The organism is Microbulbifer sp. GL-2 (genome assembly GCF_007183175.1).
Lineage (GTDB): Bacteria > Pseudomonadota > Gammaproteobacteria > Pseudomonadales > Cellvibrionaceae > Microbulbifer.
In genome coordinates this window covers 2,118,159-2,141,545 of record NZ_AP019807.1, presented here as the reverse complement: position 1 = coordinate 2,141,545, position 23,387 = coordinate 2,118,159, and the positions used below count along the sequence as shown (strand labels likewise).

At 48.1% G+C, this 23,387-nt stretch carries 20 protein-coding genes; 13 read left to right on the top strand and 7 right to left on the bottom strand.

Translation table 11 applies throughout. The features are described 5' to 3' along the window. Nucleotides 1-175: 175 nt before the first annotated feature. A complete protein-coding gene (locus GL2_RS09335) occupies nt 176-1,105 on the top strand; it encodes a delta-class carbonic anhydrase (protein ID WP_232053809.1) in 930 nt (309 codons plus the stop codon). A 122-nt stretch (nt 1,106-1,227) separates the two neighbouring features. Here the strand turns inward: GL2_RS09335 and GL2_RS09330 are convergent, their stop codons facing one another. Both GL2_RS09330 and csrA read right to left on the bottom strand, forming a co-directional pair. After that, entirely contained in the window at nt 1,228-1,860 is a 633-nt protein-coding gene (locus tag GL2_RS09330) for a DUF6058 family natural product biosynthesis protein (RefSeq protein WP_143730397.1), read from the bottom strand. Between the two features lie 194 nt (nt 1,861-2,054). Next, a complete protein-coding gene (gene csrA / locus GL2_RS09325) occupies nt 2,055-2,243 on the bottom strand; it encodes a carbon storage regulator CsrA (RefSeq protein ID WP_143730396.1) in 189 nt (62 codons plus the stop codon). Between the two features lie 756 nt (nt 2,244-2,999). Here csrA and GL2_RS09320 point away from each other — a divergent pair. Further along, a complete protein-coding gene (locus GL2_RS09320) occupies nt 3,000-3,386 on the top strand; it encodes a hypothetical protein (protein WP_143730395.1) in 387 nt (128 codons plus the stop codon). 107 nt (nt 3,387-3,493) lie between these two features. Continuing rightward, nucleotides 3,494-3,886 (top strand): VanZ family protein, encoded by a 393-nt coding sequence (locus tag GL2_RS09315; RefSeq protein ID WP_143730394.1) that lies wholly within the window; start codon nt 3,494-3,496, stop codon nt 3,884-3,886. On the opposite strand, the gene GL2_RS09310 is transcribed toward GL2_RS09315, so the two are convergent. Beyond that, nucleotides 3,883-4,740 (bottom strand): LysR family transcriptional regulator, encoded by an 858-nt coding sequence (locus tag GL2_RS09310; protein WP_172621102.1) that lies wholly within the window; start codon nt 4,738-4,740, stop codon nt 3,883-3,885. The genes GL2_RS09315 and GL2_RS09310 overlap by 4 nt on opposite strands. 109 nt (nt 4,741-4,849) lie before the next feature. On the opposite strand from GL2_RS09310, the gene GL2_RS09305 reads away from it, so the two are divergent. Further along, nucleotides 4,850-5,938, top strand: a complete 1,089-nt coding sequence (locus GL2_RS09305) for an alkene reductase (protein ID WP_143730392.1) — start codon at nt 4,850-4,852, stop codon at nt 5,936-5,938. Between the two features lie 35 nt (nt 5,939-5,973). After that, complete coding sequence (locus tag GL2_RS09300) at nt 5,974-6,858, top strand: SDR family oxidoreductase (RefSeq protein ID WP_172621101.1); 885 nt, start codon at nt 5,974-5,976, stop codon at nt 6,856-6,858. 125 nt (nt 6,859-6,983) lie between these two features. On the opposite strand, the gene GL2_RS09295 is transcribed toward GL2_RS09300, so the two are convergent. Continuing rightward, the gene (locus GL2_RS09295) at nt 6,984-7,202 is read right to left on the bottom strand and encodes a hypothetical protein (protein WP_143730390.1); all 219 of its coding nucleotides are present in this window, start codon (nt 7,200-7,202) and stop codon (nt 6,984-6,986) included. A gap of 243 nt (nt 7,203-7,445) precedes the next feature. Between GL2_RS09295 and GL2_RS09290 the strand changes: the two genes are divergently transcribed. The 3 genes from GL2_RS09290 (at nt 7,446) to pstS (GL2_RS09280) (ending at nt 11,839) form a co-directional block, all read left to right on the top strand. Continuing rightward, nucleotides 7,446-9,374, top strand: a complete 1,929-nt coding sequence (locus GL2_RS09290; protein WP_143730389.1) for a PhoX family phosphatase — start codon at nt 7,446-7,448, stop codon at nt 9,372-9,374. A gap of 118 nt (nt 9,375-9,492) precedes the next feature. After that, nucleotides 9,493-10,584, top strand: coding sequence for a phosphate ABC transporter substrate-binding protein PstS (gene pstS, locus GL2_RS09285; protein WP_143730388.1), 1,092 nt, complete (start codon nt 9,493-9,495; stop codon nt 10,582-10,584). A gap of 169 nt (nt 10,585-10,753) precedes the next feature. After that, nucleotides 10,754-11,839 (top strand): phosphate ABC transporter substrate-binding protein PstS, encoded by a 1,086-nt coding sequence (gene pstS, locus GL2_RS09280; protein WP_143730387.1) that lies wholly within the window; start codon nt 10,754-10,756, stop codon nt 11,837-11,839. Between the two features lie 59 nt (nt 11,840-11,898). Here the strand turns inward: pstS (GL2_RS09280) and GL2_RS09275 are convergent, their stop codons facing one another. Continuing rightward, on the bottom strand, nt 11,899-13,788 hold the full coding sequence (locus tag GL2_RS09275) for a diguanylate cyclase (protein ID WP_143730386.1): 1,890 nt from the start codon (nt 13,786-13,788) through the stop codon (nt 11,899-11,901). A gap of 333 nt (nt 13,789-14,121) precedes the next feature. On the opposite strand from GL2_RS09275, the gene GL2_RS22130 reads away from it, so the two are divergent. Further along, nucleotides 14,122-14,250: a hypothetical protein gene (locus tag GL2_RS22130; RefSeq protein ID WP_255505854.1), complete on the top strand. Its 129-nt coding sequence runs from the start codon at nt 14,122-14,124 to the stop codon at nt 14,248-14,250. 584 nt (nt 14,251-14,834) lie between these two features. Here GL2_RS22130 and GL2_RS09270 read toward each other — a convergent pair. Next, nucleotides 14,835-15,443: a MarC family protein gene (locus GL2_RS09270; protein WP_143730385.1), complete on the bottom strand. Its 609-nt coding sequence runs from the start codon at nt 15,441-15,443 to the stop codon at nt 14,835-14,837. 158 nt (nt 15,444-15,601) lie between these two features. On the opposite strand from GL2_RS09270, the gene aceK reads away from it, so the two are divergent. Further along, on the top strand, nt 15,602-17,356 hold the full coding sequence (gene aceK, locus GL2_RS09265) for a bifunctional isocitrate dehydrogenase kinase/phosphatase (protein WP_143730384.1): 1,755 nt from the start codon (nt 15,602-15,604) through the stop codon (nt 17,354-17,356). Between the two features lie 56 nt (nt 17,357-17,412). Next, nucleotides 17,413-17,913: a hypothetical protein gene (locus tag GL2_RS09260; protein ID WP_143730383.1), complete on the top strand. Its 501-nt coding sequence runs from the start codon at nt 17,413-17,415 to the stop codon at nt 17,911-17,913. Between the two features lie 5 nt (nt 17,914-17,918). Here the strand turns inward: GL2_RS09260 and ppk1 are convergent, their stop codons facing one another. Then, nucleotides 17,919-19,967, bottom strand: coding sequence for a polyphosphate kinase 1 (gene ppk1, locus GL2_RS09255; RefSeq protein ID WP_143730382.1), 2,049 nt, complete (start codon nt 19,965-19,967; stop codon nt 17,919-17,921). A 272-nt stretch (nt 19,968-20,239) separates the two neighbouring features. Between ppk1 and GL2_RS09250 the strand changes: the two genes are divergently transcribed. Both GL2_RS09250 and GL2_RS09245 read left to right on the top strand, forming a co-directional pair. Continuing rightward, nucleotides 20,240-21,712 (top strand): Ppx/GppA phosphatase family protein, encoded by a 1,473-nt coding sequence (locus GL2_RS09250; protein WP_143730381.1) that lies wholly within the window; start codon nt 20,240-20,242, stop codon nt 21,710-21,712. 73 nt (nt 21,713-21,785) lie between these two features. Beyond that, nucleotides 21,786-23,252 carry a YdiU family protein gene (locus tag GL2_RS09245; RefSeq protein WP_143730380.1) on the top strand — a complete coding sequence of 489 codons (1,467 nt, stop codon included), beginning with the start codon at nt 21,786-21,788 and terminating at the stop codon, nt 23,250-23,252. Nucleotides 23,253-23,387: the final 135 nt, after the last annotated feature.

The window sequence follows — 23,387 nt, the reverse complement described above, 5'->3', positions numbered from 1 at the left end:
GCTATGCTTTTTAGCCAGTCAACCCACAAAGTCTCAACTATCAGTTTCTGCATATAGAACAGACACACTTAAAGCAGGGGAATCATAATTATAAATTTGAACCGATAAGATCACACTCAACATAGAATGTGAATTTATTTTCTTTAAAAGTGGCAATGTAAAAGTTATCCTACCAATGCTTCCTAAACTGAAATACCTTAAAATACCCAAGGAAAAACCAAAATGGGATAAGCTGATGAAAATAAAAAGTTTACTGTTTATTACGATATCATCCTTTTTATCACTTAATGTATCGGCAACAAATGACCCGTCTGGAATTGTTACAGCCATTTCAGATGAGGAGATCACACGGCAGCGTGTAAACTTAGCAAAGAATACTGCAGGGAAAGGTTATGGCCCTCAGTCACCACGTGATATTGACATGGTTGAAGGTCGGAATACGATTTCTTTCAGTATGGCGCCGGCGTACTCAAGTATGAATCTCTGCAATATACACTTTCATAAAAATGCCGAGCATAAAGGAGGAGATTTTACGACCTTTGCTGGGAACGGAAATGGCCTTGGTTATGAAACAGGTTTTAAGTTTTCTGGAAAGCTCTCAGAGTCAGACCTGGCACCTATCACCCAAGATATTTGCCCCGGCACACATGGTGGTCTTCGCCCTGGTGATACCATTGAAGTACATTATGTGCATTCATCTGCCAAGACTAAACCAGGCCCCTCTCTTGGGTCCTGTCTAAATGACTCAGTTAGTAATCCCCAACTAAGAGTTGAAGCTCAGGTTTATGTATTAGTCAATAACGATGATGCACTGGATTTCACTGAGCTAACAACACACAAAGAGCAAAGTGGATTTTACCAAGCCGTGAATATTCCGGTTAACACCGGCCGACCTGTCCAATACTCAGGATCAACAACCGGGCCGGGTTATAACGAACAGGGGTCCCCCTATCAGGTAACCTGGAGTGTCCGCCCAAAAACGGCGAAAGTGAATATCAAATCAGTTGATAACTGGTGTAAGAAAAACATTTTTAATGAGGATCATGCCCACGGTGTAAGAAATCTTATTACCAATCCGGAGCTCCTCTCCGCTATAGATCCGTAGTATTTATATAATTCAAGAATACTATTATTTCTATTTCAAGGGGTGTTGGTACCAAGCCACACCCCTATTATTGGAAGTCGCCCTATCACGCACGCCTCTTCAATTCAGCTTATTGTGCTTTTCTACGCTTGAAGCTTATACTTTAAACGTATCATATTTACCAATCGATGCCTGGAACTCTTTAATCTTTCATGTGGAGCAAAGGCTGAACTCACCTTATCCAGCAGATTAACGGCCATGGTAAGCTTCTCCAGCGCCTCCTCACTTAAAGAATCTTCTTCGTCCAACTTATTAATTTGAGTGATGGCAATTTCTTTTGCCGCAATATCTTCCGGAAGGCCAGAGACGGTACAAAGACCATATATCCCTTGAATAAAATACTCCCACTCCGTTTCAATATGCTCATCCAGTTTTTCTGTAAACTTCACTGAAGAAGAGCTATGACCTAATGAGTTAAGGGTTTTAATGGCACCTTTATATCTAGAGCAAAATTCATTATAAATGGAGGATTTACACATAGAGCCCAACAAGCCTAACCAAGACAAATAACCTTTTGCATAGTACTCTATCTGCTGATTCTCATGGTGTAACCCAAAAAAGGAATCACTTTTAATATTTACATCAAGAACATAAGAAGCTTTTGGCATTATCCCTTCATTTTGATAAGTACGGAAATCCACCTCACTTACTTTGGCTAAATTCAGAATCTCATGCAAAGTAATAAAATTATTGTTCAGATAGCTAAAAAGCTCCAAACTTAACCTCCTATGGGTGTGCCAATATTACGACTCTAAAAAAGTTGCAGGCTCAATACTACTATGTAACGAGTGAGAAAACCATTCATCCAATTAAATGACATTAGATATAAATGCTATTCCGTATGTCATTGTATCATCACAGAGGAATTTACGTTCATGACAGGCTATCCCTAATTGACAAGATTCATTTCTCAACGATTTCCATTGCCCGACTTACGCTCTTTTTGCACACGCATATAAATTTCCTCACGGTGAACGGACAAGGTTTTGGGGGCATGTATTCCTATCTTCACCTGATTACCCTTAACCTCCAAAACTGTGATTGAGACATTTGCTCCAATTCTTGGATTTTCGCCAGTACGGCGCTTTAAGATCAACATATTTCTCTCCTGTTAGTACCCAAGTAGTACTCAAGCTATGAGTGAACCTGAAACGGTAGGGAAGCTTTGAAAGTAATGCGCGCAGGGCATACGAGGTGGTGCGCGAGAACGGTAGGGGCAAAAGTAGAAAAGGCGGACGCAACGCTCCCACAGCTTGGGGAATGTACCCAAACTGCTGAATTTACTCCACTTTATTGAAGACGAGCGGGTTTCTAGCGTATTATCCATATAGCCATTTTGATAGTTAAGGTATCAATTTGGTTAGCTGGCCCCTGGTGTTGTCGCACCTTGGGCCAGCGCCTTTTATTTACTCTTAGATCACGCTACCGTTCTCCTATTCGGGGGACTTTGAAAACATTTTTGGATCTCTATGGCTTCACAAGCTGCTGCCTATAGAAGACAGCTCAGGAAGTATCCATAATTTCGATAAATATCTATCGATTCTACCCAGATTTGATACCCAAGAAAACTTAATGAAATCCATTGGGATAATTTTGGCGCCTATTTTTTTAACAATCGGCTGGAAAACTTCACCTGCCTATTAGCAGTGTTGTCAGACAAGCATTTATTGGGCAGTTACCAGTTGCTGGAGACTTTAAATAAAATATTTGAAGACAACCCAGTCAGATTAACTGAAGCAAACTACATTTACTCATATTTAATAGGAACGAGCGGGGGGCCATACTTAAACGGCTGACTGTTACTATAGTATAAGTGATTACAAACTCTACTAAAAATGGCAATCAGGATTGCAACATGAAATACACTACCTATTTACTTCACCTATGTATAGGGCTTTTTGTTATATTTATCAGTATATATTGGCCTCCAATTAACACTTATGCTCAAAAAATATCTAACTTTTTATCCCACACAATTGGTGAAGGAGCTTTATTCTTCATTGGGCCAGTACAGCTTGTATTTTTTTCAATGGGGACACTAACGGGGATCCTACATTCAAATAAAGCGTTTTGGCTATCTCTCCTACAAGTTCTTCCTTATTTTATATTGGTTGCATTTTTAAATTTTTCAGACAGCCCACTTTATTTGAAATACCTATATAGTTTTTCATTAATAGCAGCATCTTTATTGGGCGCCTATATTGGAATTTACCTGAAACGCAGAAAATTCAAAAAAGTTTAGATGCAGATATATTATATATAGCATAGTTTTATTCAATACTTATTGAGCTGAATACAATATACGAGATATACTAAACAATGAAACTTAATTGCCACCTGAAAAACTAAATGCAAAGATTTTTTATACTCTCCTCTATAGTATTTTTTTGTTTTATTTTATGGATTATTTATCTGGCTAACACTGGGAGCAGCAGCATATTTTTTGAACTCGTGAGATCAATTCCATATGGAGACAAACTTGGCCATATCAGTTTGTTTGGAATTTTATCTTTAATAATTATACTCAGCACCAAGGGAAAATCCTTTAGCGCAGGAAAGTTAAATATTTATTGTGGTGCCTTGATTGTATTTATGTTTGCACTTACAGAAGAGATAAGCCAAGCTTTTATTTCCTCCAGAACTTTCGATACTACAGATTTAGTGGCAGATATAATAGGAATTTCCTTATCTGCTGCTATCTGCCGTGTTTTCTTCAGTCGAAAAAAAGAAGCCAATCCCTAAAAGGCGTTCCAAAATCTACTGGCAATAGGCCCCAGGGAGCGCTCTCTGTTACGGATAACACATAAATCGAAACTGCTAATTGCCTTGATTCCCTCAACGCTCACAGGGATGAGTAAGCCTTTCGCCAATTCTTCCGTTATAAAATGTCTGGGAATCCTTCCCCAACCAAGGCCGGCAATAGTCAGTTCCTTTTTGGTGTGATAGTCGTTAACAAACCACCGGCGACCGACTTCCAGCAAGTTAATGTTTCCTTTTTTTCCTGAGTGACCAGTATCTCGCACTACAATTTGCGGCAGCTGTGCCGCTTCCATCTGTGAGACGTCTTTCCCAGGAAAAACATCTGGGGCAACTACATTAACCAGTTCAACCTGTCCTATTTTCTTCCACTCATGCTTGCTCTCAACGCCATATAAAGTGGCAAATGCCAGGTCAGCTTCATTATCATCCACCCGCTCCATGACGCCAGACAATAATTCAGTACTAATACTGAAATCTGTATTGGGAAATGACAACACTATGGGCTTAATCTGTTTTAACAGAGGGCTCAGCTCAACGATACCGCTAATAACTATGGTAAATTTCGGCTCTATTCCCGCCCCAAGCTGGTGGCCCATTACAGAGAGCTGCTCAAGGCTTTGCATAACACGCTTGGTCTGCTGGTAAAAAGCTTCCCCCTGCTTTGTGAGGCCTGGGCGATAGCTATTTCTATTAAATAGAGGGAAGCCAAACTCCTCTTCAAGCTTCTTAATTGCATTACTGATTGTGGGCTGAGTCTTGAAAATAGCTTTGGCCGCACCCCTGAAGCTTCCCTGCTCCACCACGGCAATAAACATTTTGAGTTGCTCTTGAGTCATAGCAAAACCTGATTCATTAAATCTATCATATTGATGTAAATATACCATTATTATTTGATCAAAAGCATAGTTAATCTAGGTCCTGTCAAAACAAGCAGGATCAATCGATATGACTAAGAATCTTTCAAAACTGAGTCTTTTTTCCCAAGGAAATCTTGGTCCTTTGGAAACTGAGAACCGGGTCATCATGGCCGCCTTGACCCGTGCAAGAGTGGGACGGGATGGGGTACCTACAGACGTCAATGCCAAGTATTACGCTCAAAGGGCCAGTGCGGCGATGATCATCTCTGAAGCTACAGCGATTTCAGCTCAGGGGCTTGGATGGGTGGATACTCCGGGCATCTTTACAGAAGAACAAATCGAGGGCTGGCAAAAGGTTACCGATGCTGTACATCGTCGCGGAGGGAAAATCTTTATCCAACTATGGCATATGGGCCGGGAAGTACACCCCGATCTTTTTGATGGACAAGTGCCAGTAGCGCCCTCTCCTATAGCAGCGGAAGGTGAAGCACATACTTATGAAGGGAAGAAGCCTTATGCCGTTCCCCGAGCCCTAACTTATGATGAGATTCAAGGCATTATCGCAGATTACAAACAAGCTGCTAAGAATGCACTTAAAGCTGGCTTTGATGGGGTTGAACTCCACGCTGCTGGGCCTTACTTACCAGCGCAATTTCTACACGATAGTAGTAACCACCGTACTGATGCCTATGGCGGCAGTGTAGAAAACAGATCTCGCTTCATCTTCGAAGTAATTTCCGCACTGAGTGAAGTCTGGGGATCAAATCGAATTGGAATCAAGCTATCACCTGAAATTAGCTTGGCAGACAGTCATGCTCAAGAAACCTATTTATATGTTGTCAATCAACTTAACAGATACAACCTGGCCTATTTACAGATGATGGAACGGGCCTGGGACAGAGATGAGCAACCAGCCATTGACCACATTCAGCTGCGTAATACCTATAAAGGTCACTATGTTGCCAATGGAATGTATGACCTGGATTCCGCAAACAAGGCTATTGCCAATGGTTCAGCCGATTATATTTCATTTGGGCGCTTATTTATTTCCAACCCAGACCTTGTGGAGCGCCTGGCTAATAATGGGCCCTATAACACAGAGGATATGTCTTCATTTTTTGCTGGCGATGAGCAGGGATATGTAGACTACTCACCCCTGGCAGTAAATAACGTTTAACTTATAGAACTATCAACTTTATTTTGGATATGACCATGGAAAAAATCCTGATCACCGGCAGCACTGGAAATAACGGAAAAGCCATTCTTAAAAATTTCTCCGGTACTAATATACCTGTTAGGGCTATGTTGCGAGATATTTCAAAAGCCCCAATCAAGGCCGACAATATCAGCTATGTGGAAGGAGACTACGAGGACAAAAACTCTCTTCTGGAAGCACTGAAAGGTATTGAATCCGCCTTTCTGGTTACCGCGTTTGAACCCTCTTTTCCAGAAAAGCATGCCGCCTTTATCCATGCGGCTGAACAGGCCGGTATAAAACATATTGTGCAGCTCTCCGGATTGGGGGCTGATACAAGTTCACCCATTGATATAGCCAAGTGGCTAGGAGAGGCAGAAAACCATCTTATTCACTCAACTTTAGACTGGACAATTCTGCAACCCGCAAGTTTTAACAGTAATTTCTTCGCTTCTGCCGATGAGATTGCCCAACAGGACACCATTAGTGGTCCTTATGGCTCTGAACCAGGTGCAACTATTGTTACAGTCGACCATCAGGACGTTGGCGATGTGGCAGCAAAAATTCTAATAGAGCCAGCTGAGCATACCGGTAAGAAATATATTCTTACGGGCCCAGAGCAATTAACTTACACTGATACAGCAGATATATTATCTGAGGCCCTGGGTAGAAAAATTAGCTACTTACCCATTAGTGATGAAACAGCCAGATTGGCTTTATTAAATGCTGGAGTCCCAGAGAGAGCAACCGACGCTCTGGCACAACTTTGGCCTGTGACTCGAGAATGGGGCCACACTATTGAACTCTCTGACCATGTAGAAAAAATACTGGGTAGAAAACCAACATCGCTCAAGACATTTTTTGACAATGAATCAAGTCAATTTAACTTGAGAGAAGTTTAAATGTTATAAATTTATGCAGTAGAAGCTAAAGTACAAACTACTTGAAGTATGATCTCCTACAAGCAAGCAGGTAATGTAACTTGCCTTCTTGCTTGCACACTTAGATTGCTGAACCCCCTCTCAAATTACTTGGTTAATCTAAGCAGAATGATCCATCCAATATTATTAGCATCCCTTTGGCGGTTCAGGTCACCATCTACATTAGTGGCCTGGGCCGTAACTACGACTGTCTTCATGATCTGTGGCTGACGACTCTGTGCGCAGGTATTTGCACTCAGAATTGCAGCAGCAAGTGCTGTAATAGATATTTCAAGTAGGCGTAAACTGATGGTCTTGTACTTCATAAAGTCCCCTCTCTCGTCATTGTCCGTGACATATTGAATTGGGCGCAGACTAGACGGCCTTGATGACCTTTCGGTGACATTTTTTCAAGCTATCATCAAGCTTTCAGAAGAGGTGGTGAATATCCGTGCCAGTGAACCATGAAATAGATAAACCGGTCATAGTGGTTTTGACAAAAACTCTGTGTAAAGTACAGATAAAATCGGGCCATTGGCCCAGCCTCAGCAGCCTCAATGGAGCAGAAGATGAGTGATCAACTCAATAACCCGGAGCGACGTAAGCTACTGAAAACCCTGGGAACGATGACCGCTGCTGGTGTAACCAACACAGTATTACCTGGCTGTACTGCAGAGAATAATGCACAAAGGGAAAACCTTACTTTCAAAGAAATTCCCCACTCCCTGGACTTCCAGCACCATATACCCGAGGACTATAGCGCCGATATACTTTTACGCTGGGGAGACCCGGTCCAGGAAACAGATAGCGATTTCCACCCGGAGAAACTGAGTGCCACTGAACAACAGAAAAGATTTGGTTACAACAACGACTTTATTGCCTTTATGCCCCTGGCAAAGAATGCGCCATCAGGACGTGGAGATCTTCATCTAAATAGCGGCAACAGCTCCCACGGGCTTCTGTGTGTTAATCATGAGTACACCCAGCCTCACTTGATGTTCCCTGGCTATAACGATGCGTATAGCGCCACACGAGGTGTCAGTGCGGAACATGTCGCCATTGAGCAAGCGGCTTGTGGCCACTCCATAGTGGAAATTAAGCAGGGCAAAGATGGATGGCGCCTCGTACCGGGCAGCCCCTACAACCGCCGAATAACCATGACTACCGCAATGAATATCATCGGGCCGGCGGCTGGAAATAAGCGGCTTCAAACTACAGCCGACCCCAGTGGTACCCAAGTGCTTGGCACTGTAGGAAATTGTGCTGGAGGCAAGACACCTTGGGGCACAGTGCTGATTGCTGAGGAAGGATTTGGTGGGGCTTTCCAGGGAAATCCACAGCAAATCAATGACCCAAGGGAAGCCCGGAATCATCATAGCTTTGGCATAAGCCAAAAAAACCGCAATCTGGGAGACTACGATCGCCGCTTCGATATTCAAGTGGAACCCAACGAACCCAACCGTTTTGGCTGGATGGTGGAATATGACCCCTATGATCCCCATTCCAGACCGCGCAAGCTCACTACCCTCGGCCGTTTCGAGCACGAGGGATTTACCCTCGTATGTAAACCTGGGCAGGCGGTAGTAGCTTACGGTGGCGATGACGACGAACACCAGTTCGTCTACCGTTTTGTCTCCAGGGGGACTTACCAACCTGACAAATACCAAGCTAATAGAGAGCTACTTAGCGAGGGTACTCTCTATGCTGCCAGGTTTAACGAAAGTGGGGATGGGCAATGGTTGCCCCTGATATATGGTCAGGGGCCTCTGAGTGAGAAAAACGGTTTTTACAACCAGGCGGATGTGTTGATCGACGCACGCCGCGCGGCAGCACTGCTGGGTGCTACGCCGATGGACCGCCCTGAGGATGTGGAGACCAATCCCCACAATGACTGTACATACGTTATGTTGACTAAAAATAAGAATCGCCAAAAAGACGAAATAGATGCCGCCAACCCTCGTGCTAAAAACTCCATGGGGCATGTACTGGAAATTGTGCCGCCGGGAATCAACGGCAAGCGCGATCACACCAGCGACAGCTTCCGGTGGCAGCAATTCCTGCTCGGCGGTAATCCCAATGCAGAACATCCAGAGGAAAGAGGCGCCTACGGCCAGCAGTCAAACTATAACATTTCCGCTCATGGCTGGTTTGCCAATCCAGATAACGTTGCCTTTGACCGCCACGGCAATATGTGGATTGCCACCGATGGCTGTGAACGCTTTGGGTTCCATGATGGGCTCTGGGCCATGGCGACTGAAGGGCCATTGCGTGCGGCACCAAAACACTTTTTTGGATGTCCACGTGGTGCTGAGGTTTGCGGCCCTGAATTTACTCCCGATGGCACAACCCTGTTTGTGGCTGTGCAACATCCCGCCGAAGCACGCAACTCCACTTATGAGAATCCACTGCATCGCTGGCCAGATAATGACCCGCGAATGCCGCCGCGCCCTTCTGTACTGGCTATTTACAGGAATGATGATAAAGAGGTTGGCAGCTAAATCAGCCTTCCATTAAAGATGTGGCAGCCTTGCTAAAATTCTTTTAAATCCACTCTTTAATTCGACTATCTACTGGGAGTACTTTTGAATCCCGGCGGTTTTGCAGTCGAGGTTACTCATGCTGTCTAAATCTATCACTGTTTTACATCGACTTAGCGTCACCTTAATGATCCTCTGTCTCACACTGCTACTTGTATTTATTGCTCAGCCCAAAATCAAAGCTGAAGTCTCATCTATAAATCTACGTGGCAGTGGTGCCCGCTTTCCACACCCCGTTTACGTTGACTGGTTCCGTCAGTTTACTCATCAGGATAACGATGTTTTCGTGCACTATGGCCTGAGTGCAAGTGTGGATGGCATCAGGGATTTTCTAGGAAATACGGTGGACTTCGCGGCCTCTGATATCGCCATTGAAATTGAGAAACTTGAGGGCCTAAAAGGTGGCGCAGTGGTATTACCTGTCACTGCCATTCAACTCGTGTTGGTTTTTAACCTGCCAGGTATAGAAGTGCTAAAACTCTCCAGGGAGGCCTATGCCAATATTTTTATGGGAAAAGTCCAAACCTGGGATCATCCCAGTATTGTCGCCAGTAATCCAGAGATACGCCTGCCAAACACAGAAATAACAGTGGTAACACATACGGAAATCTCTGGTGCTTCATACCTTTTGTCTGGACATCTAAGTAGCATCAATGATGAGTTTCGCGAAAAAATTGGAATGAGCCAAAATCCTGACTGGCCCAAGCACCCCAGTTTCGCGCGGGCTGCCGGAAGTCAGGGAGTCGCGGCAAAGGTAAGAGCAACCCCCGGTTCGATCGGTTTTATAGATCACTGTTTTGCTGAGGTTACCAACCTACCCGAAGCATTATTGGAAAACCGTGCGGGTAACTTTATCGAAGCCAATGTGAAAAGTGGAAAAGCGGCACTGGCAGAAGCTGTATTTCCCGACGAAAAACTACCAGGCAGTAATGCGCCCAATCTTATCGCCTGGGTCTGGGATCCCAGCGCAGAAGATGCCTACCCCATCACCAGCTTTTCCTGGCTACTGCTCTATGCAGAGCAGGAGGACCTAAAGGCCCAGGCACTGCGTAAAATGCTGTCATTTATTTTACACAGCAACTCCCAAGATAGGGCCGGAAATCTGGGATTGGTACCGCTACCAGAGCATATTCGTAAAGAAGCACTCAGTGCCGTCGACTTTGTACAGTAAACCTGTCTCATACTGGCAGAATTTATAACTGTCAAACATTGTGTCTTATTGAAATCAGCATCCAGTGGCTGCCGCCCATACTGCTAAAATTGGATTTGAAGCCAAATTTTGTCCGGCTCGCTAGCGAGATTATTTTGAGATACTGGCGGCCATTTAGTTGAGGTTTTCCATGCTAATGAGGTGCGCCTCTGTTCTGTGTCGCCCTACCACTGCTCTGTTGGCGACTGGCCTCAGCCTGTTTATTGCTTTTTACGCCCATTCCCAAGTGCCCCAAAACTCTGTCAACTTACGTGGAAGTGGCGCAAGTTTCCCCTATCCAATCTATGTAGAGTGGTTTCGCCAATTTACTCACCGGGAAAATAATATTTTTATTTTTTATGAAATGAGTAACAGTAGCGATGGAATCCGGGATTTTCTCGGTCATACCGTAGACTTCGCTGCCTCTGATGCAGCTATCGATATAGATGAATTAAAGCGCCTCAATCAGGGGGCCGTAGTCTTGCCGGTTACCGCTGGTGAAGTAGTGCTGGTTTTCAATCTTCCAGGTATTGAAAGCCTGAAGTTGTCCAGGGATGCTTATGTAGGGATTTTTTTGGGAAAAATCAGGAGCTGGGATGACCCTGTAATTACTGCCAATAATCCGGGTATAAAAATTCCAAATATGGCAATTAATGTGGTCACTCGCTCAGAGAGATCTGGCACTTCTTATATATTTTCCGGACATTTAAGTAGTATCAGCGAGGATTTTCGTGAAAATATAGGCCTGGACCGTATTCCCAACTGGCCAAAGCTCCCCAATTTTAAGCGGGCGCCAGGCAATCAGGGTGTAGCCGCAATGGTAAGAAGGACACCTGGTTCCATCGGCTATGTGGAACATGGTTTCGCAGAGATCGTCAACTTGCCTATTGCAGTACTGGAAAATCGTGCGGGAAACTATATTGAAGCCAACGCAGAAAGCGGTGCTATAGCGCTAGAAGAAGCCGTGTTTCCAGATAGTAAATTACCAGTGAGTGGTGCTCCCAACCTGATTACCTGGGTATGGGACCCGAAGGCGGAGGATGCATATCCCATCACCAGTTTTTCCTGGCTGCTTCTATATTCTGACCAGGAAGATGATAAAGCACAAGCTCTGCGACAATTACTGGTATTTATGCTGAGTAGAAAATCCCAATCTGAGGCAGGAAACCTTGGCTTGGTACCACTGCCAGAAAACATACGTCTCAAAGTACTAAATGCAGTTACCTTTGTACGATAATATCGGCGACCATTTAAAATAAATATCTTATCAAGAATGTGTTCAACATAAGTGGCTTGTTAAGCACTGATACCCGTTGGGGAAAATTCCAATACCCGGTTTCGCCCCGTTCTTTTTGCCTGATAAAGAGCGCTATCCGCCTGCTGTAATAATTCTAGGATATCACTATCTCCAACCAGGCAGGCCACTCCGATGCTTGCAGTAAAGTGCACCGGCCCCTGTACAGATTTGATAACGATCCCGGCAATATCCCTATGTACCCGCCTGGCGATATTTACTGTATCCTCGGCATCGGCACTCACCAGCAGTGCAAATTCCTCACCACCTATACGGCCAAACACATCCACATCACGTACATGTTGGGCAATCACCCTAGCAGTCGCACAGAGTGCCTGATCACCAATAAGGTGTCCGTGAATATCATTGATAGATTTGAAATGGTCGATATCCAGCATCAATATACCAAGAGGGATACGCTTGCGCTGGGCGAGCTTCAATAACAGGCCTGACTCCTCAAAAAAGCTACGGCGGTTATAAATGCCGGTGAGCGGATCTGTGCGAGCCTCCAATTCCGCATGTGCTTTAGCTATTTCCAGCTCTTGGGTACGCAGCTGCACCTGATGCTCCAGGTCTGCTTTCGACACTTCCAGTTGCTGCAAATATTTTTTCTCTGCCTGCTCTTTCTGAGTGCGCAATCTCTGCACCATCAGGCCGATCGCAGCCATAATAGCCAATATTTCCACAAAAGAGGCTACCGGCGGCCAGTAATAATTGACCGGGTTATGTACTACAAAGCCCAGATCGCGCATAGCCTGTACCAATAGTCCCAATACCAGAGTGGTCCAGCCAATAGCGAATACTGCGGCAGCGCTGTTGCCCTGGCACCAGCGCACCAGTGCAATCGGCACCACCAACGGATAGCACAATAGAGCTATCGTCATGGAAATCTGTGACAGAGCCTTAAACTCCATCAGTACACAGAGCAGCAGAAATCCACCATTAACCATCATCAGCTTTAACAAGTGATCAAGTTTGGGGGTATAACGGCGGGTTTCCAGAAAAATACGGGCAAAAATAAGCCCGGTCAAAATAGCCACAGCACCACTTAGAGAGGCATAACTCCAATGGAAATCCCCGCTCACCAGGTACTGATGTGTATACCCCAGCACTGTACCCCAAACCAAAATCTTACTGGCACAGTAAAGAGAATAAAAATAGAGTAACTTTTCCTTAATCGTAATCGCCCCCACCAACGCAAAAAGGGCCATCAAGAAATAACCTCCAAAAAGGAAGGAAAGTAAACTGATCTCGCCTTTACTGTTTTGTTGCAGCTTTTGTGGACTCCAGATACGCATACTCGGAAAAACCACCCCCAATTCTCCGGAGTCAAATTTCACCATTAACTCCTGGGTGGATAAAGCCGGTATGCTAATTTCAAAAACAAAACGATTATGCTCTACCTGTCGACTGTCAAATGGAGCATATATGGATAAATCAGCTAGCTGCTGGTAGGGATCAACACCAGCAAGCTCACGAGAATAAGCCTGCAAACCCAGTAACTGGTGATCCACATACTCGATATGTAATTTAATTGACTGATTACTGTTATTGCGCAGAGCAAAATGTGACCAAAAAGCACCTGCCTGAATGCCGCTGGAGCCCGCACTATCCAGGGGCAAAAAATCCCGCTGTTCATAGGCCTGCAAAGCTTCTTCAATACTGCTTTGTCCACTTTTATCGTGCCATATTTCCTCTAGCCCAGTGAGTTTTCTACCCTCTTCTTGGCCGGAAACCTCAATAGGGGTGTGGGCCCAAGCCAACGCCGAAGGTAAGTGCAGGAAGCTGACAAAAATAAAGACAAGGGTAATTCGATTGAAACGGTAGTACCAGAATGGAATTTCAGAATTTCGGGAATGAACTATCCGCTGTCTTGTTATGTTTTTTTTCATGCTCTTGGCACGCGAGTAATAAAGTTCTACTGTTATAAAGTCTTCGGCTCATTCCGTAAATCACAGCCTCTCACGCAGAAGTAGCGTACTCCCGCTATACATGTAGCCCTCAGCTTCACTATCAGCTCACCGGGCCACCTGGGTATGTGGATCGCTCGACAAAAAATTTAGAGCAAGCAGAGAGCACTTCACTATTTACTGTTACCACCTCTAAACAGGGAGATTATCAAGCCAGAAGCACCTTCCTGCACACAGTTGTTAATCAACAGCCATTGCTTGGCTGCCGATTTCCCAAACTAGCAGTAAAAAACCATTCCACCTGAGGATATTGCGATGGAACACCATGGCTATACAACCATCAAAGCTGGAAAAGATGACGGGGTTCTGACCATTACCTTCGACTACCCGCCAGTAAATATTCAGGGTCGTCTAATGCCGGTAGACCTGAACATACTGACGTAAAAACTTGAACAGGACAGGTCGACAGCAATCTCCCACGACGAAGTCGAATAACTAGACTTACAGGTTACGTTGGAGCGTATCAGCACCCTGCCCCAAGCCACTATCGTTAACATTGAGGACTTTGCTCGTGGCGGAGGACACAAATTTGATCTACGAAGGCAATCGTTGCTCACGAAATTACTATATTTAATTACATCGACTTAATCTTAGGGGGAAATGGAAGGTGAATAAGAGACCCTTGTAGCGGCACAGGAATTCCCACTGGACAAGTATTCAATGCAGATGACTCAAGCCGTTGATGCGTTGACTTTCGGCACTCCCCGCGGAAGATCTCCTACCTGTGCATAGGGTAAGGAAGACTCTCTCTTCCGTAAGAAACACCGTACATAAGGTGTGAAGCGGCAAGCAGTTCTACACAAACTTACCAACATGGGCTCTGAAGTGTTCAACATTACCCACTTATCACTGGACTCACTACAAGCAAACCCAGGATTGGGGTCCGTAAATATTTCCCCCGGCAGAGTAATGCAAGGTTATCGCGACCGGGAAATAGACGATTTCCCCCAGCCGCGGTGAAGCAATTCCTAAATAGAAAAGAACTGCTGTATTCCCAGCAGTACATTGGTGGTCGCTACTGAAGCAAGAATCAGGCCCATGACCCGGCTGACGATACTGGCGCCAGCACTGCCAATAAAACGGTAGATCCAATTGGCGGTAAGCAGCAGCAGTAAGACAATAACCAATACAGCCATCATCGCTGAAGCGGTCAGCAACTGGTGTGGGATATCAAAACGGTGGTTATCTGTGAGCACCACTGCAGCCAGCATGGCGCCAGGTGAGGCAATAGAAGGCACCGCCAGGGGGAATATGGCGGTCTCATGTCCTTCCCGCACGATTTCCATTTCCTGCTCCGGTTTACCATTGCCAAAAATCATGGTGAGGGCAAACAGGAACAGCACCACTCCACCCGCCACCTGGAATGCCGACAACGGTACACCGATGGCTTCGAGCAGGAACTGGCCAGCCACCAGGAAGGACATCAGGATACCGGAAGCCACCAATACCGAAAGCCAGGCGATTTTGCGTTTTTGCCATTCAGCATGGCGAGAGGTCACCGCGATAAAGACCGGCAGGGTACCCACCGGGTCAATCACAGCAAAGAAAAAGACAAAACTACTGATCCAATCGTTCAAGTGGTACTCCGGCGTGGCGTGCTACTATCCGCTTATTCCCTGCCGCGGGGAGACCAGCAAGCGCCACAGCAGACATGGCCCGGGAACCCCGGATTCCACAGGGAATGGTTTCCTCTGTGAAAAAGCTTAACCTGTAACTCAGTAAAAAAGTCTAGTGCATGACCAATCACTCACCGACCGCCCGCCGCATCGCAAAGACCATCCTAAATGGTTTTGACGCGTATTTTGCAGACTACCAGAACATCACTCTAGGCGCCAAGGCACGCTTTGAGACCGCTTCATGGCAGGCCGCACACCAGGCCAATAAAGAGCGGATCGACCTGTACAAGACCAAGGTCAACCAGGTGCTCAAGCTGGTGCATTCCGTCACCAGTAAGGACACCAGCCAACTGGACCTGTGGCGGGATGCCCGCGCCACTTATGCGCAGTTGATCGCCAGCCACAGTAACTACGAAATTGCCGAAACTTTCTTTAACTCGGTATTTTGCAGTCAGTTCGAGCACGCCAACATCCACGACAGCAATATTTTTGTCAAACCCTCGCGCACGCTCGATGATAAGCCATTGCGTGATTACAGCATCTATATCAGCTACAGCGGGCGTGGTGGTATAGAAAACATGATTGAGGATATCCTCAGGGATTTCAGCTTTTCCACGCCCTGGGAAAATATGCAGCGGGATATCGAAAATATCTGCAGGGCTCTGCGTGGAAAACCACTAGCCGAACTGGAAAGTGAAAAGCAACTGCGTGTGGATATGCTGGAGTCCGTTTTCTACCGTAACAAGGCCGCTTATCTTGTTGGGCGGATGATCTTCAATAGCGAGGTTGTACCTTTGATCCTGCCCTGCCTGAACAATGGCCGCGGCAGCATTTTTGTGGATACCCTGCTGCACAGTAATGACTCCGCCAGCATTATCTTCAGTTTTACACGCTCCTATTTTATGGTGGATGCGCCCATTCCCTCACGTTTTGTGCGCTTCCTCTCCACCATTATGCCATTGAAGGAAAAATCGGAACTGTACAATTCCATCGGTTTCCATAAACACGGCAAAACGGAGTTCTACCGCCATATCCTCGCCCACATGAAGGTGAGCAACGACAAATTCGTAATTGCACCGGGTATTAAAGGCATGGTGATGAGTGTATTCACGCTGCCTTCCTACCCGGTGGTATTCAAGGTGATCAAGGACCACTTCGATCGGCCAAAAACCGTCACGGAAAAAATCGTGCGGGAGAAATACAAATTTGTATCCCGCTCAGACCGGGTCGGCCGCATGGCAGATACCCAGGAATACACCAATTTTATTTTCTACCGCAATCGCTTTAGCGATGAACTGCTGGAGGAACTACAAAAACTTGCGCCCTCCAAGCTGCTGATCGATGACAAGTGGGTGATCATCAAGCATCTGTATGTTGAGCGCCGCATGGAGCCTCTCAACCTCTACTTGCAGAATTCCAATGAAGAAGAAACCCGGGAAGCTATGGAGGAATATGGCAACGCCATCAAACAGCTGGCCGCAGCCAATATTTTCCCCGGCGATATGTTGTTGAAGAACTTTGGGGTTACCCGCCACGGCCGTGTGGTTTTCTACGATTACGATGAGTTGTGCCCATTAACCGAGTGCAACTTCCGCAAGATTCCCGAGGCTAAGACCGCCGAGCAGGAGCTGGCCGACAAGCCCTGGTACACCGTGGATGAGGCGGATGTCTTTCCCGAGGAATTCCGCCTGTTCTTTTCCGGCAACCCCATCGCGCGTTCAGCTTTCGAGAAGCAGCACAGCGACCTGTACGACTACCGTTACTGGAGGCGACTACAGGACCGCATTCGCGCAGGCCATGTGGAAAGTGCTTTCCCCTACAGGCGCAAGTGGCGCTTTCGCCGCCGTGCACCGGCTATCGCCCGTAAAAAGTAAGGACTCAATCTAAGGCTATATTGGTAGGAGGTTTTCACTAATTAAAAAGGTGATGAGTGCGCATTTTTACATGGACTGTAACCCTTGCCGCCCTGGCTTTACTATCCTCCAGCGGCTGTGGCTACCTTCCCAGTGAAATGACCATTGCCGGCAAGGAAAAGGCGCCTCCACCTCACGCACGCATCACTGGCAAACCCCAGGTTGTCAGCTGCAATACCCCCGCTCAGGGGTTTCGCCCTATCGCCTTCGATACGCTCTACACCTTTACCGGTGATGAGCGCCAACCCTTCCATGAAAAAAGCAGCCTGCCGGCACAATACGATGTAGATGCCTATGTCTGGGGCAGCGAGCGCTGTGCGCCGCGCGCCTTCTGCAAGAGAGGGGACTACTATTGGCTGATTGGTCGCGGCCCCGGAGATGAATTTAATACCTGGGTGGTGACACCCCAGTATCCGCGTATGATTATCCAGTCCACTTGCTACGAGTGGCTACGGGTAGGACAGCGCTACCGCTTTTCTTTTAACCGCGGCAAGCTGGTGGGCTTTAGCAGGAACTAAGCCGATCAGGCCGAGCTGTGCTGTTTGAGGAAACGGTAGATAGCATCCTGAGCACGGCAACCCCGGCGGCTGTTACAAGCCAGGCGCCTGTTACTCTGGCCAGCATCCAATACCCTAGCCTTCTGGTTGTCGCTCCATTGCAACTCTAGGATTTTACGCACAATTTCACGATGCCCACTGTTACTCACCGGAAAAGTGACCTCCACACGGTGATCCAGGTTGCGGGTCATCAGATCCGCCGAAGACATCCACATCAGTTCCTCACCGCCATTATAAAAAATATAGACTCGCGCGTGCTCCAAGAACTTATCTACAAGACTGATCACCTGGATATTATCGGAGAGTCCCGGAGTTTCACACACCAGTGAGCACATACTGCGCACAATAATTCGCACCTTTACCCCCGCGCTGCTTGCGCGATAGAGCCGCTCAACTATCTGGCTGTCCACCAGGTTATTACACTTGAAAAACAACTCAGCACGACGCCCCTGCTGCGCCGCTTCAATTTCACGGTCTATGGCCTGCAATAGCGCTGCACGGTTGGTCAACGGGGAAACTGCAATATGCTGGAATACCGGTCGTCGCCGGGTGCGCTGGATAAGTTCAAAGACATTGTAAACATCCAGCCCCAGCTCCTGGTTGTTTGTAAGCAAACTGAAGTCACAATAGATACGCGCGGTGCTTTCATTAAAATTGCCCGTACCTAAGTGACTGTAAAATCGATCCTTCCCTTCCTCTCGCCGTACAATGGAAACCAGCTTGCAGTGCACCTTTAATCCGGGCACTCCGTAAATCACCTCAACACCAGCATCACCCAGTTCTTTTGACCAGTGGATGTTTGCCAATTCATCAAATCGCGCGCGTAGCTCTACCACCGCGATGACTTTTTTATTGTTGCGAACCGCGTTGATTAGTGCAGCAACCACCCGTGAGTTTTTCGCCACCCGATAAAGGTTGATACGGATCTCTCGCACTTGCGGGTCGATAGCTGCGGAAGCCAGTAAATTAGTGATCACGCAAAAGTCGTGGTAGGGATAGTAATAGAGGCGATCGGCGCTGGAGATATGGGCAAAGGCGCTCTCATCATCAGGTAATGTCGGCAGTGGTGCCAGGGATTTGTAGATATAGCGGGCAGAATCCGCCGGGAACTTCATAAGGTCTTTGGAGTTATGGTAACGACCACCCGGTGTATAAGTATCGTAGCGGCCCATCTTCAGTTTTTTCTTCACCAGGCTCAGCAATGTCTCCGGCATATCCGCATCGTAAGCGAGGCGCACGGGATCTGCTCGCTTGCGCCGCTTCAGGGATTTCTCCATGCGATCTATCAGGTTCTGGGTAATCTGCTCACCCAATTCCAACTCGGCATCACGACTGATCTTGAACATATAGGCTTGCGCCGAGCGAATCGGTATCACATGACGGAATACTTCCACCAGGCAGGCGCGGATAATATTGTCGAGAACGATGTACACCTTTTCATGCTTGCCCTCTCGAGGTGGAATAACTACGAAACGCGATAACGTATTGGTAGGAATTTCCATAGCCGCATAGCGCTGGCTACCATCCTTGAGGCGCAGAAAAATCGCAAAATAAATACTCGCTTCATTGAGCAGGGGCATGGTTTCACGATCATCAATAAAAAATGGTTCCAGCTCAGGCAGAACTTCACGGTGAAAATAATCCTCCACAAAACCGCGCTGGCGCTCGCTTAGTTTTGTTTCCCTAACCACGTGGATATCGTGCTTGTCGAGGTCTGCCAGTACCTTGGCATAGGCCCGCGCATAACGGCGCTGCAGACGCAGCACGCGATCATTAATCTGGCCGAGTAATTTAGCAAAATGCCTTTTTTGCTGTTCGCCACGGGCAAAGGCTGCAAGGCGTCGCACATCTGCCACACGCACGCGAAAAAATTCATCAAGATTGTTGGAGAAAATCCCCAGAAAACGCACCCGCTCAATAATGGGTACTGTTTCATCTTCCACTTCCTGTAACACCCGCTCATTAAACGACAGCCAGCTCAGTTCTTTGGGGTACAGAGGCGTATCGTTAAACATGGGCAATCTGCAAAGGACACTCTGCTACAGGTGAATTTCAATGGCCCCAGGATATTCACTATCAGGCCGGGGGAGGACAAACAAAACTATCTCACTGTGTGCACCACAGGTCAGAGTCGACACAATGCTGCGGAAAAGGGGATTTACACGTATTTTCGCCAGCTTCAGGAGCGATGTTCCGCCAGATTGGGATAATCAATGCGGGCACAAGGTTATACAGTTAATAGTAGAGCAGTTTGCCGTCTCAACTAAACATGGGTGCCAGGATGTCGATGCAAACACCGATAGAACGCTACGCTGCGCTCGACCTGGGTTCCAACAGCTTTCACCTTTTGCTGGCTGAATTTCGTGGCCAGCGCATGGTGCGCCTGCACACCGACCGCGCCATGGTGCGCCTGGCCGAGGGGCTGGATGCCGAGCGCAACCTCGATCCGGCAGTCTCCGAGCGTGCACTGGCAGCGCTCAACCGCTTCCAGCCAGTTCTGGAAAAGCTGCCATCGGATCATATCCGTGTGGTGGGCACCAATACCCTGCGTGCCGCAGCAGCCAACGCCGATGGTTTCCTTGAGGAAGCAGAATCTATTCTCGGTGTACCGGTAGAAATTATCAGCGGCATTGAGGAGGCACGCCTGATTTACTCCGGGGTCATGGCCGCCGCCGATGGTCCACCGAGACTGCGTTGTGTGATCGATATTGGCGGTGGCTCCACCGAGCTGGTGCGCGGCAGCGAATCCCCCGAAAAATTACAGAGCCTGTACATGGGCTGTGTGTCCTACAGCAAACGCTACTTCGCCGATGGCATTATCAGTAGGCAAACCGTCAATCATTTTAAACGCGCCCAGCGCGCCGCACGGGCGGAGTTACAGGAGCTTCAGCATATGGCCACCGAAGCGGAGGTGGTGGGCTGCTCAGGCACCGTCAAGGCAGTATCGCGGGTGTTAAACGGCGGCGAGGTGGAGGATATAAAGCGCGAGGACATCGATCGTCTGGCGCAGGAAGTCGCTGAAGCAGAACATATCGCCGATTTGGACCTGCCCAACCTGGATGAGGAGCGACGCCCGGTATTCGCCGCTGGCCTGGCAATTTTGCACGCCATTTTCTGCGAGCTGGATATCCAACGTATGGAGGTTTCTCCCTACGCTATCCGCGAAGGCATAGTGCATGACTTGGCTGGCCGTTTGCACGGCGGCGACAGGCGCGCTGATACCGTGGCATGGGTAGTGCAGCGCTGGCAGATAGACGCCAACCAAGCCCGCCGTGTCAGTGATACCGCCCTCAAGTTGCTGCAGCAATTGCGCCCCGAATACCCACCGGAGGGCCGGCAGCGATTGCGCTGGGCCATACAGCTGCACGAGGTTGGCCTGGCACTTACCCACAGCAGCTTCCGCAAGCTCGGTGCCTTTATGATCAAGCATGCCGACCTGGCGGGATTTTCCAAAGGTGAACAGGAACACTTGGCCTACCTGGTGCGCAACCAGCGCGGGCGGATCAAGCAGCTCAAAGAGCATTATGGCTTCCACCCGAGCCCCGATTTGCTGCTGTGCCTGCGTCTGGGCTGTATCATTCATCGCGACCGCACTGAGCGCACATTGCAAGGCATCAACCTGGCTGACCAGGGGGATGCCTACCGCCTGCAAATCGAACGGGAGTGGTTGGACAGTAGCCCGGCCATAGAGGAACTGCTCTACCAGGAAGAACTGCACTGGCAATCCCAGCTACGCCCTCTGCGCCTGTTAGCGGTGTAGGCACTGTTGCGCAAAATGTTGCCGCTGGTGTTACTGTCGGACAACACAAATTTTTACTTAAAATCCAGGTTCTATGAAGCTCAGCGACGTTACCCTCAGCCACCGCTATGCCAACCTCGGCGATGCTTTTGGCACCCGTATCGACCCTACGCCTTTCAAACACCCCCAATTAATCGATACCAACCCGCAAGTGATGCAATTGCTCGGTATAGATCCGACCGAGGCGGAGAATCCAGCCTGGGCCGAGCTGGGCTCTGGCGCCAAGCTCTTCCACGGCAGCCGCCCCTTCGCCATGAAGTACACCGGCCACCAGTTCGGTGTCTACAACCCGGAGCTGGGCGATGGCCGAGCGCTGTTGCTGGGTGAAATAGAAAATGCCGGACGCTGCTGGGAATTACACCTGAAAGGCGCCGGCAAAACCCCTTACTCCCGCTTTGGCGATGGCCGCGCAGTATTGCGCTCGACCATTCGTGAATATCTGGCTGGAGAGGCCCTGCATGGTCTGGGCATCCGCTCCACCCGTGCCCTGTGCATCGTTGGCAGCGATGAACCGGTAACCCGTGAGCAGGTTGAGAGCGGTGCCATGTTGATTCGAGTGGCAGAGAGCCATGTACGCTTCGGTCACTTCGAATACCTGTTTTACACCAAGCAATTACAGGCCCAGCAACAACTCATCAGCGAGATCTGCCATCGCTTTGTGCCCGATACCGAGGGACTCAGCACAGGTGAACAGGCCGAGGCACTACTGCGTTTCACAACCAGACGTAGTGCCGAGTTGGCGGCCAGTTGGCAGGCCGAAGGTTTCGCCCACGGGGTACTCAACACCGATAATATGTCGATCATCGGCGACACTTTCGACTTCGGTCCCTACGCCTTCCTCGACGATTACGACCCTGGGTTTATCTGTAACCACTCAGATCACACAGGCCGCTATGCCTTCGAGCAGCAACCGGGCGTAGTACTTTGGAACTTAAACGCCCTGGCTCACGCCCTTTCCGGCTTTGTCAGCGTGGAAGCACTGCGCGACTGCCTGGAACAGTTCCAGCCCCAGGTGACTCACGCTTATGCCGGACGTATGCGTGCCAAGCTGGGGCTTATTGAAGAGGAGGATGGGGACCAGGGACTTTGCGCCGATCTGCTACAGCTATTGCATCAGGGTGAGGCGGATTACGCCCGCTTCTTTCGCGTCCTGTCGCATTATCGTTGCGAGCGCCCACCAGAGGGCCTGCACGATTGCATCGCCACATCACAGCACAATGCCTTGGAGCTCTGGTTAGAACACTACGATCGGCGCTTGCTACGTGAAAAAAGCGACTCCCGCACGCGCAACCGCGCCATGGTAGCGGTTAACCCCAAATATATTCTGCGCAACTATTTGGCACAGAAGGTCATCGAGGCCGCCGGGCAGGGGGATTATCATCCTTTGCGTACCTTGCGCAAATTGCTGCAATCGCCATTCGAAGAGCACCCGGAGCACGAGACCTGGGCCGCGGCTCCGCCAGAGTCCGGCAAACGTATTCCCCTCAGCTGTTCTTCGTAAAGCGACGAAACTGATACAAAAATCAGGTAAAAAGCAGCTATATGCGGCCAAATGTCGTTTTTATACGGCTAAATTTTGCCCGATGGCGACTGACCCGCTGTCGCCAGTGATGACTTCATGTAAGATTTGGGTCAC